Below are 13,124 nucleotides of genomic sequence, written 5' to 3'. Positions count from 1 at the left end.
GAACCGCGGTAACCAGTCTGTGACGGGCACGACAGGTGGCCTGGCCGGGCCACGCTCAGGCGCCGGGATGGCTGCCGATGCCATAGGCCATGATGCCGCCCAGCGTCAGCCAGGTGGAGGCATCGACCAGACTGCCCGGATCGGGCGGAGCGACGCCGCCCGCCACCAGATCCAGATCCTCGTCGTCGAATTCGAGATCATCGGCACCCGCCGGGCGCCCGGCCACTGCCGGGACCCGCTCCGGCAGAATGATATCGATCAGCCCGGGTTCGGCATCGATCACGTCGACGACCAGCCCGGCCGCCATCTCGACCCCCTGGGCCCTGAGGGTCGCGACCGGCGCCACCCGCAGATCGGCCCGGAAGACCGGATCCGTCGCCGCCCGCCACATTGCGGCCTCAAGCGGGCCAAGCCCATCCGGCACGGGCGCATCGGTAAAGGGCGGCAGGGTCAGCAGCAGACGCCCGCGCCGCGGCCTGTGGACCCTGAGCTGCGCGCCTTCGGGCAGCAGGATCCCCATGGTGGCGAGCGCAGCGGCCGGGTCCGACCGGAACAGCTCGTGATAGCCGTCATCGGTCGCTGCACGCGCCAGGGCGGCGCGCAGCACCTCCGGATCGGGCAGGACGAATGGCTGAACGGTCATGTGGCACCCCGGCGCGGGTGGTGGTGGCGAATACATTGGCAAGCGAAGAATAAGGCTCTGGCCGGAAGAGAAGCCCCCGTCCGGACATGTGACCATGACAGCGCATGGCCGGGTGCGACCAGCGATCCCGCATCGCCGATCAATCGCGGTTAATCGCCGGGCGCGGTGATCCGGTCTTCAGCGCTTGCAGGGGCGCGAGAAGACCTGCATCGTCGTCTGCACGACAGATGATCCCTATGCGCCCCGAGGTGACCCGCATGCCAAGTCCGCGCCGCTATCCCGAGGCCGCTCTCTCCCGCTATCTCTCCAGCGGGATTCATGCGGTGCACGGCTGGCTCGACGACTTCAGCGCCGAAGCGATCGCAAAGCTCGGCGAGGCCCAGACCGATCACGGCCTGTCGGGGGCCGTGGCCGAAATCGGCGTGCATCACGGCAAGCTCTTCCTGCTGCTGCAGCTGGTCACCCGGACCGACGAGAAGGGCCTGGCGATCGATCTGTTCGAACAGCAGGAACTGAACATCGACCGGTCCGGCCAGGGCGATCGCGGGCGGTTCATCGAGAATCTGCGCAAGCACTGCGGCGGCGAGGACGGGGTCGTGATCCGGGCCGCCAGCTCCACCGACGTGACCGCCGGCGAGATCCGGGCCACCGTTGGCCCCGTGCGCCTGTTCAGCGTCGATGGCGGCCATACCGAAGCCCTCACCGCCAATGATCTGAAGCTTGCCGCCGCCTCTCTGGTCGACGGCGGCATCGTGGTCCTCGACGACCACTTCAACCCTTATTGGCCCGATGTGGCCGCCGGGCTCGGCCGCCATATCTTCGTCGACCAGTCGCCGCTGAGGCCGTTCGCGATCACCCCCGGCAAGGTGTTCCTGTGCCATCCGGACTGGTCGGCAACGTGGCGCGACGCCCTGGTCAAGGCCTTCCCCACCGCGCACGAGAAGCAGAGCGAGATGTACGGCGCCCCGGTGGAGATTCTGGGCATCGGGCGGTTTTCGCTGCGGGCAGAGGCCGACCGCCATCTCTGGCAGGTCAAGGCCTTCGTGAAGGCACGGCCGGCGCTTGCGTCGTTTGCCCGCAAGCTGACCGGCCGTAATTGACGACGGGCAGCCGTGGCTGCCGTCACCGCATGGTGGACGGCAGCCAGAGGGCGATGTCGGGCCAGATCATGACCAGGACCAGGCCGATCACCATCAGGAACACATAAGGGGCGACACCGCGGATCACCTCGCCCATCGGCGCCTTCGCGACCGCCTTGATGGTGAACAGGTTCATGCCCACCGGCGGCGTGATCAGCGCCAGTTCCAGGTTGATGGTCAGCAGGATGCCGTACCAGATCGGGTTGATGCCCAGATGGGCCATCACCGGCAGCACCACCGGCGTGGTGATCAGGATGATCGAGATCGTCTCGAGGAACATGCCGAGGAGCGCGATCAGCACCATCATCGCGATCAGGAAGCCGGCAACGCCCACATCCCAATGGACCACCAGTTCGACGATCTGCTGCGGCACGCGCATCTTGGTCAGCACATGGCCGAAGACGCCCGCCGCCGCCAGGATCATGAACAGCATGGCCGAGGTGCGGACCGAATCCATCGCCGACGCCCAGAGATCGCGCAGGCCGAAATTGCGATAGATGGCGGCCGAGACCACCAGGGCCGCCAGCGCACCGGCCGCCGCCGCCTCGGTGGCGGTGAAGACGCCCGCATACATGCCGCCCAGCACGAAGACAGGCAGCGACAGGGCCCAGCCGGATTTGCGCAGCGCCCGGCCCATTTCGGCCAGCGAGGCCCGCGGCTGACGAAGCGTGCCGCGATCATTGACCGCGCACCAGACGGCGAAGAGCACCGCGATCATCAGCCCGGGCAGAATGCCCGCCATGAACAGGCCGCCGATCGAGGTGTCGCTGATCACGCCATAGAGCACCATCGGCCCCGAGGGCGGGATCAGAATGCCGAGCGTACCGCCGGCCGCCACCACGCCATAGGCGACCCGCGGCTTGTAGCCGTAATGGATCATCTGCGGGATGGCCACGGCGCCCACGGTCAACGCAGTGGCGATGCTGGAGCCCGAAATGGCCGCGAAGATGGTGCAGGCGAAGACCGTGGCGATGCCGATGCCGCCGGGCAGATGCCGCAGCAGTGTATGGGCGGTGCCGTAGAGATCGTCCACCACCCGGCCGCGGATCATGATATGGGCCATCAGGGTGAAAAGCGGGATCGCGACCAGCAGATAGCTGTCCAGCTGGCCGAACACCACCTCGCCCAGCGCACCAAGATCGCCCTGAGTCGCGAGCAGCAGCCCGCCGGCAAACAGGCCGAGCCCGGTGAAGACCGGCAGGCCGGTCAGCAGCACCAGCACCACGCCGGCCAGGATGAGCAGGAAGGTCATGGACGCGGCCCCCCCTCTCCCGGTGCCGCGGATGCGCCCGCCTCGTCGATCGGGGACAGCCCGGCCGCCATGCGGGCAAGGCCGCCGAGGGCGCCCAGCACCAGCAGGATGCCGCCGATCCCGACGAATGCCTGGGGATATTCCATCGGCATGGCGAGATAGCCGGTCGAGACGATGCCGATCATCCGGGTGAAGGAGACCATTTCCCAGGCCTCGATGATCAGGATCACGCCGACGATGCCGACGGCGACCAGCCCCGCCGCGGCGACCGCGGCTCCGGCCCGGCGCCCCAGGCGCTGGGTCAGCACGTCGACCGAGATGTGCTCGCCGCGGCGCAGCGCATCCAACGCCCCCAGCATCACGATCGCAACCAGGCCATAGCCGACCAGTTCATCGGTCCAGACCACCGGCCGGCCGGCGAAATAGCGCTGCACGATCGACCAGCAGATCAGCACGAAGGCCGTGAGCAGCATCACCGCCGCGATCCCGGCGGCCAGAAGCGAGATCAGGCGCACCACCCGGTCGAAACCGAGCAGCAGGCGGGCGAGACCGCCCGCGACCACCGGGGATGGTGGCGGCGGGCGGTGACCGGTCGGTTCATGCGACATCGGCCGGGAGCGTCCCCTTGTCGTCCCCGCTCAGAGCGCGTTGACGAGGTCGACGAGCTTCGCCGCATCGGGGCTGGAGGCCTTGAAGGCCTCCATGACCGGCGGCTGCATCACCGCTTCGAAAGCGGCCGCCTCTTCCGGGGTCTGGACATGGATGGTCATGCCCTTCTCCTGAAGCTGGCGGATCGCATCTTCGGCGGTCTTCTCGGTCAGCGGGATGGACGCCGCTTCGGCCGACTGCGCGGCATCGTCGACCACCTTGCGCAGCTCCGGCGCCAGGCCGTCATACCAGGACGGGTTGACGTAGAGATGGAAATAGACGCTGAAGAAGGGCGAAACCGTGCCGTATTTCTGCACCTCGTAGAACCGGCGGCTATAGGCGGCCGACACGTCGGTCAGGCCGGCATCGATCACGCCGGTCTGCAGCGCCTGATAGACTTCCGAGCCCGGCATGGCGGCCGGTGCCGCACCGGCGGCGATCAGCCCTTCGTCGACCAGCTTGTTCAGGCCGCGGATTTTGATGCCCTTGAAGTCGTCGACCGCGACCAGCGGCTTGGCGGCCGAGGTAAAGATCGACTGGCGCGTGGTGTAGAACCAGGCGATGTTGCGCACGCCTTTTTCGAGCAGCTTCTGATCAAGCAGCTCTTCGGCGGGCGAGCCCGGGAACTTCTTGATCCGCTCCAGCTTCGTGAAGAAATAGGGCAGCGTGACGACGTTCATCTCGGGGATGGTGTTGCCCCACTGGAAATTCGTCGACACCGCCGCCTCGACCTGGCCGCGGGCCACGGCCGGGTGGTTCTGATTGGCCTTGTAGGCCTGCTCGGCCCCGAAGATCTGGACGTCGATGGCGCCATTGCTCTTCGCTTCGACATCGGCCGCGAACTGGTCGATCAGCTGCGCGATGTGATGTGCGGGCGGCAGCTGGTGGCTGATCCGCATCACCACCGGATCGGCGGCATCGGCGCCCTGGCCGGCGACCAGTGCCACGGCGAAGGCCGCCGCAGAAAGAAGCCCCGTAAGATGCTTGCGCAGCGGCCGCTTTGCGGCAGACAGCCGGGTGTCGGCAGGCGTGGTCATGACGTTTCGTCTCCCCTTGGATCGTCTCGTTGATCGTCTGAAATGAGGGCCGGTCACGGATCCGGCCTCATGCGGGCCGGTTACCGCCGCCCCGTCGTCAATCCGCCTCGGTCCCATCGAGGACGGCAAAACCGCGTACCGCGAAGCCGCGGCGCTGTGTCTTCAGGGCATCGAGCAGCCGGTCGCGACCGTGGCGGACATGGGACTGGATGGCAGCGGCCGCCGCCTCTCCGTCCCCGGCCTTCACCAGTTCGACGATCCGTTCATGTTCGATGAAGGCACGCTCCCGCCCGCCGGTCGACCAGATCTCCAGCCAGCGGCCACGGGCGATGCGGGTCATCACATCGTCGATCGCGCGCACGAAAAAGGCGTTGCCGGCAAGCCGCGCCAGCTCGACATGAAAAGCGATGCCGATGTCGAACCACTCGTCGCTGGAGGTGTCCCGGACCTCGGGCAGGATCAGCGGTTCGATGCCCGACAGGTCGAGCGCATCGGCGCGCGCGGCGGCAAGCCGCACGACGGTGGTCTCGATGGTCTCGCGGAAGACATAGGCCTGCTCGATTTCGCCGATATCGATCGGCGTCACCACATAGCCGCGGCCCTGTCGCTGCACCAGCCCCTCGCCCTCCAGCCGGACCAGAGCCGAGCGCACCGGCGTGCGCGACGCCGCCAGTCGCCCTTCCAGCCAGCGTTCCGAAATCGCCTCGCCCGGCCGCAATTCCACGCCCAGGATCGCATCGCGCAGCGACTGGTAGACGGATTGGGTCTGGGTCAGGCTGGGGCTGCGGTCGCGTGTCGCGGTCATCGGGGTCCGGGTTCGCTGGGGGCGTTGCTCAGAGAGTGGTATACCATCTGCCGGTCGCGCAAGGGAATTCGCCGGAGGACCGGTGATCCCTTGCCCGCGCAGAGGAGCAGAACGAGATGCGGATCATCGATCACGAGGTCTTGCGTGCCGCGGCAGCGGCGCTGATCGAGGCGGGCGGCAGCACGCCCGACGAGGCCACCATCGTCGCCGGCCATCTGGTCGAGGCGAACCTCGCCGGCCATGACAGCCATGGCGTGGGCATGATCCCGCGCTATCTGCAGAACGCCGCCGCCGGCGTTCTGCGCCCGGGCCGCACGGGGCGGGTCGTGACCGATGCCGGCGCCATGATCGTGATCGACGGCGAGCAGGGATATGGCCAGGTGATCGCGAAAGCCGCCACCGAGACGGCGATCGCCCGCGCCCGCGAGACCGGGGCTGCGGTGCTGGCACTGCGCAACTGCCACCATATGGGCCGGATCGGCAGCTATGGCGAACAGGTGGCCAAGGCCGGCCAGGTGGGGCTGATGTTCGTCAACGTCACCGGCTCGCCGTCGCTGGTGGCACCGCATGCGGGCTTCGACCCGCGCTTTTCGACCAACCCGATCTGCCTGTCCTTCCCCGGCGCCGATGGTGCGCCGCCGGTGATCTTCGACGCCGCCACCAGCGGCGTGGCGCTCGGCAAATGCCGGGTGGCGATGAACAAGGGCGAGCCGATGGCCGAGGGGCTGCTGATCGATGCCGAGGGCCGGCCGACCACCGATCCCGGGGTGATGTTCGCCGAGCCCCAGGGCGCGCTGCTGCCCATGGCCGGCCACAAGGGCTATGGGCTGGCCCTGTTCTGCGAACTTCTGGCCGGCGCCCTTACCGGTGCCGGCACCTCCCAGCCCGGCAATCCACGCTCCGACGCCATCCTGAACAGCATGTTCGCGATCGTGATCGAACCCGGCCGGCTGGTCGACACCGCCTGGCTCGCGGCCGAGACCCGCGCCCTGCTCGACCACATGCGATCCTCCCGCTCCGCTCCCGGGCAGCCGGTGCTGATCCCGGGCGAGCCCGAAATCGCCGCCCGCGCCGCCCGGCGGGCCGGGGGCATCCCGATCGACGACACCACCTTCGGCCAGCTGCGCGCGGCCGGGCTGGCGGCGGGCATATCAGCCGCGCGGCTCGATGCGCTTGGATTGACCGCTGGAACCTGAAGACATCGCCTGCCCGCCGCCCCGGACCTGGATGGATTTGGGGCGGCGACATGACAATTCCACGACAGTCGCATGCCATAGCGTTTCTAGAGCAAGTCTCAGAAACGACGAAACCCCCTGGTTTCCCAGGGGGTTTCGATGGTGGACGCGACAAGGATTGAACTTGTGACCCCCACGATGTCAACGTGGTGCTCTACCGCTGAGCTACGCGTCCATGTCCGCACCGCATCGGGCTTGTCTGCACCCGGCGTCGGTGTGGGCGTTCATATAACGCAGCCCGAAAGGCCGTGCAAGCCCGGAAATGCACGCCCGTGACGGTTCCGTGTCGCCGCCCCGGGAATGCGCTGCCGCCGCAAGGTGTTGCCCATGCGACGCGGACATGACCGCCCTGTGCCCCAGGGGCCGGTCCCGGGGACCGAATGGCATGACATGGGGGGCGGAATGCCGTATTCATGTGGGCCTGGATCGATGCGGCACCCGGATGGGACCGGGCAGCGGGCATCGGCGGCAGATCGGGGGACAAGACCGACCGATGGCCGATTTGGGCTTCGATACGGAAGACCGCCTGGAGATGGCGGGGGCAGCCACGACCGGGACCGGGTTCGACGACTGGGTCGATCCGGCGGTCGAGGTACTGCGCCCGGCCGATCTCCGGCTGCCCTTCGTCTTCGCCTCGCCCCATTCCGGGAACTGCTATCCCGCAGGCTTTCAGGCCTCGTCGAAGCTCGATCCGCTGACGCTGCGCAATTCCGAAGACGCGTTCGTCGACCGGCTGTGGGCCGCCGCCCCGGCGCTGGGGGCGCCGCTGATCCGTGCGCGTTTCCCCAGGGCCTATGTCGACGTCAACCGCGAGCCCTATGAAATCGACCCGCAGATGTTCGCCGATGCGGTACCGTCTTTCGTCAACGCCACGTCCCGGCGGGTGATGGGCGGGCTCGGCACCATCGCGCGCGTCGTGACCAACGGCCTGGAGATCTATGGCCGCAAGCTGTTCTGGGCCGAGGCGGAGCTGCGCATCGCCCGCTACTACTTCCCCTATCATGCGGCACTGAAGGCGACGATCGACGAAGTGCGCAGCCGGTTCGGCGGCGTGTTGCTGGTCGATTGCCACTCCATGCCGTCGGTGGGCGGGCCGATGGATCACGATCCGGGCGACCGGCGGGTGGATTTCGTGCTGGGCGACCGTTTCGGTGCCGCCTGCGCCCCCCGGGTGATCGATGCCGCCCAGCGGCTGCTGGAGGGGATGGGCTATAACGTGGCCCGCAACCGGCCCTATGCCGGCGGCCATGTGACCGAACATTACGGCCGCCCGGTGACCGGCGTGCATGCCCTGCAGATCGAGATCAACCGCGCCCTCTATATGGATGAGAGCGTGGTGGAGCCGCTGCCGGAGCTGGCGCGGGTCGCCGCCGACCTCACCCTGCTGATCGAGACATTGGGTCGCGACAGCGCCCTGCTCGCCGCCCTCGGCGTGGAACGACGAGGCTGACCGCCGCGGTTCGCCGGCCTCTGCCGCCGTCCCGGCACCCCGGCATCCCTTGCGGATGCCCGCTCATGGGTCCGACCGTCGCCCGCGGTCGGCTCCGCTGCCAGCCTCGACGCATTTCGAAGGGCGCCCCGATCCGATGGCCGTGCTCACCATGCCCAAACCCGATCGTCATCCGCTTCCCCAACCCGGGGTCGTCGTCCGCGACGCCACCGAGGCCGACATGGCCCAGGTGCATGCGATCTACAGCTATTACGTCTCCAACACCACGGTCAGCTTCGAACTGGCGGCACCGGATCTGAACGAGATGCGGGCCCGGCGGCTGGCGGCGCTGGATCGCGGCCTGCCCTTTCTGGTCGCGGTCGAAGCGGGCGAGGTGAAGGCCTTCGCCTATGCCTCGCCCTTCCGGATGCGTGCCGCCTATCGTTTCACGGTCGAGAACTCGGTCTATGTCGGCCGGGGCCAGACCGGGCGGGGGCTGGGGCGGGCGGTGCTGGCCGAACTGGTCCGGCGCTGCACGGCGGCGGGTTTCCGGCAGATGGTGGCGGTGATCGGCCATCCGGGCAATCCGGCCTCTCTGGCCCTGCACCAGGGGCTGGGCTTCACCCATGCGGGTGAATTCAAGGCGATCGGCTACAAGTTCGGCCGCTGGATCGACGCGATCATGCTTCAGCGCAGCCTGGGCGAAGGCTCTTCCACCGCACCGGAAGATTGAGGCCGGACTCTCAACCCGAAATTCGTTTCACTTGAAACTTTCCCGGCTTGAAAAAGCCGCGGGACGCACGCAGACTCGTCCTCAAACGCCCCCTTCAACGGTGCGACGAGGACTTGACGACCATGACCCAGGGTTATCGCGACCACGCGGCAGAGATCCGGGACGACTTCACCAGGGATCAGCATTGGGAGAAGCTGACCCAGGAGGAGCACGCGATCTGGCGCTTTCTGTTCGAACGCCAGGCCCGGATTCTGCGCGACCGGGCCGTTCCGGCCTTCATCGACGGGCTTTCGGGCCTGGGCATCGCGGCGGACGGCGTGCCGGAATTCGAGCGCCTCTCCGACGTTCTGGAAAAGACCACCGGCTGGCGGATCGTCTGCGTGCCGGGGCTGGTGCCGGACGACGTGTTTTTCCGCCACCTGTCGGAACGCCGCTTCCCCTCCACCAGCTTCATCCGCACCCGCGAGCAGCTGGACTATCTGCAGGAACCCGACGTCTTCCACGACATCTACGGCCATGTGCCGCTGCTGATGAACCCGGTTTTTGCCGATTACATGCAGGCCTATGGCCAGGCCGGGCTCAGGGCCGATGCCCGTCACTGCCTGCACAATCTGGCCCGGCTCTACTGGTACACGGTGGAGTTCGGTCTGATCGCCACGGATGACGGCCTGCGCATCTACGGATCGGGCATCGCCTCGTCGAAGGGGGAATCGATCTATGCGCTGGAGGATCGGCGCCCCAACCGGCTGGGCTTCGACCTGCGGCGGGGGATGCGCACCCGCTATCGCATCGATGATTTTCAGGAGACCTATTTCGTCATCCGGTCCTTCGAAGAGCTGTTCGAAGAGACCGCGCAGGACTTCCAGCCGATCTATGACGAAATGGCCAGCGCCGGCGACTATGCCCCTGGCGACGTCCTGCCCGAGGACCGGTTGTACCAGCCCAACCCACCGGGCGCCGAAGCCGCCTGACCACCGGACCATCGGCCGCTTTTCACCCCGCCATCCCCTGGATGGCGGGGTTTTGCATAGGCATATTTCGCATATGCAGCACAAGCCCGGACACCTGGCCCCAGCGGGAAGTCCGGACAAAAAAAAGGCCGTACCAGCAATCTGATACGGCCCAAGTCTAGGGAGGAAACGCCCAAGAAGATGGGCAGCATCACCAGACGCACAGCGTCTTATGACGCACTGCAATATATACGCTGCGACGCAGCAGCGGTCAAGCGGGAATTGTAATCGGTTTCACACGCGCAAAACGGGCCTTCGCATTTGCGAAATCACAGACCCGCCAGCGCTTCGCGACGCACCATCAGGACAAAAAAAAGGCCGTACCAGCAATCGGTACGGCCCAAAGTCTAGGGAGGAAACGCCCAAAAACTGGGCTGCAACAGCGGCGCCGCCAAGCGCCCGTTACAGGTATGAAGATACGTTGCGGCGCACAAACGGTCAAGGGGCTTGTCGGGCGGAATGGACAAAAAAAGCTGAGGAGGTCCAGGAATTCCGCGGGGTTATGCCGGTGCCGCATGCCCTGCATGCCAACCGGGCATCTGTGCAGGTGCAGCACGAACATCTTCCGGCCTGATGCGCGTCAGACGCCCGGGCGCAAAAAAAAGGCCGCGCCAGCAGACTGACACGGCCCTAAGTCTAGGGAGGAAACGCCCAAGGATCTGGGCAGCGGCCGCGAACGCCTGAGCGTTCACCTGCCGCGCTGCAACATATAGAGGCTGCCCGCGAATGAGGCAAGAGAATTTCGTGCCTCGATATTGAGCAGCAGCTCTGCGACCACCTTTCCCGACAATTGGCACGGGATTTGAAAGAGTGGAGCAGAACCGGCAGCCCCGCTGCAGCCCCCTCCAACGCCACCCGGATCCGCCGATCATGTCCGAGACCCCCCGCCCGACCAGCCCGGAACGCCCCCGCCATGCCGCGCGCCGCGGCGCGATGCTGACCGCCATCCTTATGGCCGGACTGGCGGTTTTCCTGGGCCCCACCCCCGCCCGGGCGGGTGACGACCCCGACGGAAAGGCCCGGGACTGGATGCTCTGCGACCAGGCCATCTCGGCCGCGGAACGTCGCCACGGCCTGCCCGACGGGCTTCTGGCGGCCATCGCCCTGGCGGAATCGGGCCGATGGAGCAAGGAGCGCTCGGCAAGAACTGCCTGGCCCTGGACCATCTATGCCGAGGGCCGCGGCCGCTACCTGCCGAGCAAGGCGGCTGCCCTGGCGGAAATCCGCGGCCTGCGCGCCAAAGGGGTCCGGAACATCGACATCGGCTGCATGCAGGTGAACTTCCACTTTCATGGCGAGGAATTCGACGACATCACCCAGATGATCGATCCCGCCTACAATGCCGACTACGCCGCCCGCTTCCTGAAAGATCTGCAGGGCGAAACCGCGACCTGGACCGAGGCGGTCGGCTTCTATCACAGCCGCACGCCCTCCAACTCCAAGCCCTATCGCAACCGGGTGCTGGATTTCTGGCTGGAGCGCAACGGCCATGCCCCGGCCGGCTCGGCTTCGGGCAAGCGCACGCCTGCGATCACGACCGCCGCCGAGGATGCCGCACAGCGCCAGGCACCGGCGGCTGACGAGACCCAGCTTGCCGCCGCCGACATGGCGCCCGAGACTGCCGGCGCTGACGACGCCCCCGGCGCCATCGCCCCCCGCCCCGCCGCCACGCGGGTGCATATGCCCTCACCCGCCCGCGGCGCCACGCTCGGCCCCGTCACCAGTTCGACCCGCGGGGTCTATCGGGCGCCGAGCGGTCAGGTTCTGCGCATGATGCGCCCCAGCGGGGCGATCGGCCTGAACTGACGTTGCGACACGAAAAACCCGCACCGGCCAAGGGGGCGGGTGCGGGCACATCCGGCCGGCAGAGACTGCCGGATCAGTTCGGCTGGGTGCTGCCGCGCAGCTGGCGATGGCCACCGGCCGCGCGGGCGGCGATCATCTGATCCTCGTTGACCACGCCGTCGGCGATGGCCAGTTCCAGCGTCTTCTTCTGCACCTTCTCGAAGGCCCTCACCTCGATCTGGCGCACCCGCTCCCGGCTGATGCCGTAGACCTGGGCCAGATCCTCCAGCGTCGCCGCCGGCTCTTTCAGGCAGCGCTCGGTGAAGATGTGGCGCTCGCGCTCGTTCAGGTCTTCCAGCGCCGACTGCATCAGGCCCATGCGCTTGGACTGCTCCTCGTCCTCGGCGACCATGGTTTCCTGGCTGGGCCGGCTGTCGGTCAGCCAGTCCTGCCATTCGGCATCACCTTCGGCCGAGACCGGCGCATTCAGCGACTGGTCGGGACCGGCGAAGCGGCGGTTCATCTCCACCACCTCGTGCTCGCCGACATCCAGCTCGGTCGCGATCTTCTTCACCACCTCGGGCGGCAGGTCGCCGGCCTCGATGGCGTTCATCTGGTTCTTCAGCCGGCGCAGGTTGAAGAACAGCTTCTTCTGAGCGGCGGTGGTGCCCATCTTGACCAGCGACCACGACCGCAGGATGAACTCCTGGATCGAGGCGCGGACCCACCACATGGCATAGGTCGACAGGCGGAAACCACGGTCGGGATCGAACCGCTTGACCGCCTGCATCAGGCCGACATTGCCCTCGGCGATAACGTCTTCCAGCGGCAGGCCGTAACCGCGATAGCCCAAAGCGATCTTGGCGACCAGGCGCAGATGGCTGGTGATCAGCCGGCGCGCGGCGTCGGCATCGGCATGGTCCCGCCACCGGCAGGCGAGCATGAACTCCTCGTCGGCGGTCAGGATCGGGTACTTCTGAATCTCGTTCAGATAGGTCGACAGATTACTGCCGCCCGATATGGCGGGAAGTTGAGCGACCAAGACCTTCTCCTTTCGTAGTCGAGACCGAAGATGCGGCCGGACCCGGCGGTCGGCATCCGGACGGCATGTATCACGTCAAAATGGGGTGTCGCGGACGCAAGGGCAAGGGATCCCCCCGTGACCGTTGCATGTCTGTGCCGGGCCCGGAAAAGACCCTCGGCAAAGCTGCATCCATCCGGCTCATCGACGGCGTAGGGAGATTGAGCATGCGCGCCGCCCGGGGGCGAAACCATGCGGTGCTTTGCCGCGGGCGCCCCGACCGCTCATGCGCCTCCGCTCGCCCCCCCCTGGTCACGGGGGATCGGGTGGCACAGGACTTGCGCTTTTGCCCTCAATCAATGCCGGACATGGCCGGCAGGGCCGGAT

General features: G+C 67.1%; 12 protein-coding genes and 1 tRNA gene. 6 read left to right on the top strand and 7 right to left on the bottom strand.

Annotated elements, in window-relative coordinates:
* Positions 1–55: 55 nt before the first annotated feature.
* Positions 56–643 carry a hypothetical protein gene (locus CMO28_RS00490; RefSeq protein ID WP_062769334.1) on the bottom strand — a complete coding sequence of 196 codons (588 nt, stop codon included), beginning with the start codon at positions 641–643 and terminating at the stop codon, positions 56–58.
* A 257-nt stretch (positions 644–900) separates the two neighbouring features.
* Between CMO28_RS00490 and CMO28_RS00485 the strand changes: the two genes are divergently transcribed.
* A complete protein-coding gene (locus CMO28_RS00485; protein ID WP_296708035.1) occupies positions 901–1,743 on the top strand; it encodes a class I SAM-dependent methyltransferase in 843 nt (280 codons plus the stop codon).
* Between the two features lie 22 nt (positions 1,744–1,765).
* Here CMO28_RS00485 and CMO28_RS00480 read toward each other — a convergent pair whose 3' ends face one another.
* The 4 genes from CMO28_RS00480 to CMO28_RS00465 form a co-directional block, all read right to left on the bottom strand.
* Positions 1,766–3,034 carry a TRAP transporter large permease gene (locus tag CMO28_RS00480; RefSeq protein ID WP_296708032.1) on the bottom strand — a complete coding sequence of 423 codons (1,269 nt, stop codon included), beginning with the start codon at positions 3,032–3,034 and terminating at the stop codon, positions 1,766–1,768.
* The gene (locus CMO28_RS00475; protein WP_296708028.1) at positions 3,031–3,642 is read right to left on the bottom strand and encodes a TRAP transporter small permease; all 612 of its coding nucleotides are present in this window, start codon (positions 3,640–3,642) and stop codon (positions 3,031–3,033) included. The genes CMO28_RS00480 and CMO28_RS00475 overlap by 4 nt, the downstream gene beginning before the upstream one ends.
* Before the next feature lie 30 nt (positions 3,643–3,672).
* Positions 3,673–4,719: a TRAP transporter substrate-binding protein DctP gene (gene dctP / locus CMO28_RS00470; RefSeq protein WP_296708025.1), complete on the bottom strand. Its 1,047-nt coding sequence runs from the start codon at positions 4,717–4,719 to the stop codon at positions 3,673–3,675.
* Between the two features lie 97 nt (positions 4,720–4,816).
* Positions 4,817–5,524 (bottom strand): GntR family transcriptional regulator, encoded by a 708-nt coding sequence (locus tag CMO28_RS00465; RefSeq protein WP_014744182.1) that lies wholly within the window; start codon positions 5,522–5,524, stop codon positions 4,817–4,819.
* Positions 5,525–5,640: 116 nt separating this feature from the next.
* On the opposite strand from CMO28_RS00465, the gene CMO28_RS00460 reads away from it, so the two are divergent.
* Positions 5,641–6,720, top strand: a complete 1,080-nt coding sequence (locus tag CMO28_RS00460; protein ID WP_296708021.1) for a malate/lactate/ureidoglycolate dehydrogenase — start codon at positions 5,641–5,643, stop codon at positions 6,718–6,720.
* 139 nt (positions 6,721–6,859) lie between these two features.
* Here the strand turns inward: CMO28_RS00460 and CMO28_RS00455 are convergent.
* A tRNA-Val gene (locus CMO28_RS00455) sits at positions 6,860–6,934 on the bottom strand.
* A 318-nt stretch (positions 6,935–7,252) separates the two neighbouring features.
* Between CMO28_RS00455 and CMO28_RS00450 the strand changes: the two genes are divergently transcribed.
* From CMO28_RS00450 to CMO28_RS00435, 4 genes are all read left to right on the top strand, one after another.
* Entirely contained in the window at positions 7,253–8,209 is a 957-nt protein-coding gene (locus CMO28_RS00450) for an N-formylglutamate amidohydrolase (RefSeq protein ID WP_296708019.1), read from the top strand.
* A 136-nt stretch (positions 8,210–8,345) separates the two neighbouring features.
* On the top strand, positions 8,346–8,921 hold the full coding sequence (locus tag CMO28_RS00445; RefSeq protein ID WP_014744177.1) for a GNAT family N-acetyltransferase: 576 nt from the start codon (positions 8,346–8,348) through the stop codon (positions 8,919–8,921).
* Between the two features lie 122 nt (positions 8,922–9,043).
* Positions 9,044–9,892, top strand: coding sequence for a phenylalanine 4-monooxygenase (phhA, locus tag CMO28_RS00440; protein ID WP_296708015.1), 849 nt, complete (start codon positions 9,044–9,046; stop codon positions 9,890–9,892).
* 909 nt (positions 9,893–10,801) lie between these two features.
* Positions 10,802–11,737, top strand: a complete 936-nt coding sequence (locus CMO28_RS00435; protein ID WP_296708012.1) for a transglycosylase SLT domain-containing protein — start codon at positions 10,802–10,804, stop codon at positions 11,735–11,737.
* 73 nt (positions 11,738–11,810) lie between these two features.
* On the opposite strand, the gene rpoH is transcribed toward CMO28_RS00435, so the two are convergent.
* On the bottom strand, positions 11,811–12,758 hold the full coding sequence (rpoH, locus tag CMO28_RS00430) for an RNA polymerase sigma factor RpoH (protein ID WP_062769308.1): 948 nt from the start codon (positions 12,756–12,758) through the stop codon (positions 11,811–11,813).
* Positions 12,759–13,124 lie beyond the last annotated feature (366 nt).

Origin of the sequence: Tistrella sp., from assembly GCF_002684955.1 — a bacterium.
Classification (GTDB): Bacteria; Pseudomonadota; Alphaproteobacteria; order Tistrellales; family Tistrellaceae; genus Tistrella; species Tistrella mobilis.
The sequence above is the reverse complement of the archived record's forward strand: the minus strand, read 5'-3'. Positions and strand labels throughout refer to the sequence as shown.

Coding starts and splice junctions, on each gene's coding strand:
- phhA (WP_296708015.1), top strand. CDS start 9,044: ATGACCCAGGGTTATCGCGACCACGCGGCAGAGATCCGGGACGACTTC.
- CMO28_RS00445 (WP_014744177.1), top strand. CDS start 8,346: ATGGCCGTGCTCACCATGCCCAAACCCGATCGTCATCCGCTTCCCCAA.
- CMO28_RS00450 (WP_296708019.1), top strand. CDS start 7,253: ATGGCCGATTTGGGCTTCGATACGGAAGACCGCCTGGAGATGGCGGGG.
- CMO28_RS00465 (WP_014744182.1), bottom strand. CDS start 5,524: ATGACCGCGACACGCGACCGCAGCCCCAGCCTGACCCAGACCCAATCC.
- CMO28_RS00435 (WP_296708012.1), top strand. CDS start 10,802: ATGTCCGAGACCCCCCGCCCGACCAGCCCGGAACGCCCCCGCCATGCC.
- CMO28_RS00490 (WP_062769334.1), bottom strand. CDS start 643: ATGACCGTTCAGCCATTCGTCCTGCCCGATCCGGAGGTGCTGCGCGCC.
- CMO28_RS00480 (WP_296708032.1), bottom strand. CDS start 3,034: ATGACCTTCCTGCTCATCCTGGCCGGCGTGGTGCTGGTGCTGCTGACC.
- CMO28_RS00460 (WP_296708021.1), top strand. CDS start 5,641: ATGCGGATCATCGATCACGAGGTCTTGCGTGCCGCGGCAGCGGCGCTG.
- CMO28_RS00475 (WP_296708028.1), bottom strand. CDS start 3,642: ATGTCGCATGAACCGACCGGTCACCGCCCGCCGCCACCATCCCCGGTG.
- CMO28_RS00485 (WP_296708035.1), top strand. CDS start 901: ATGCCAAGTCCGCGCCGCTATCCCGAGGCCGCTCTCTCCCGCTATCTC.
- dctP (WP_296708025.1), bottom strand. CDS start 4,719: ATGACCACGCCTGCCGACACCCGGCTGTCTGCCGCAAAGCGGCCGCTG.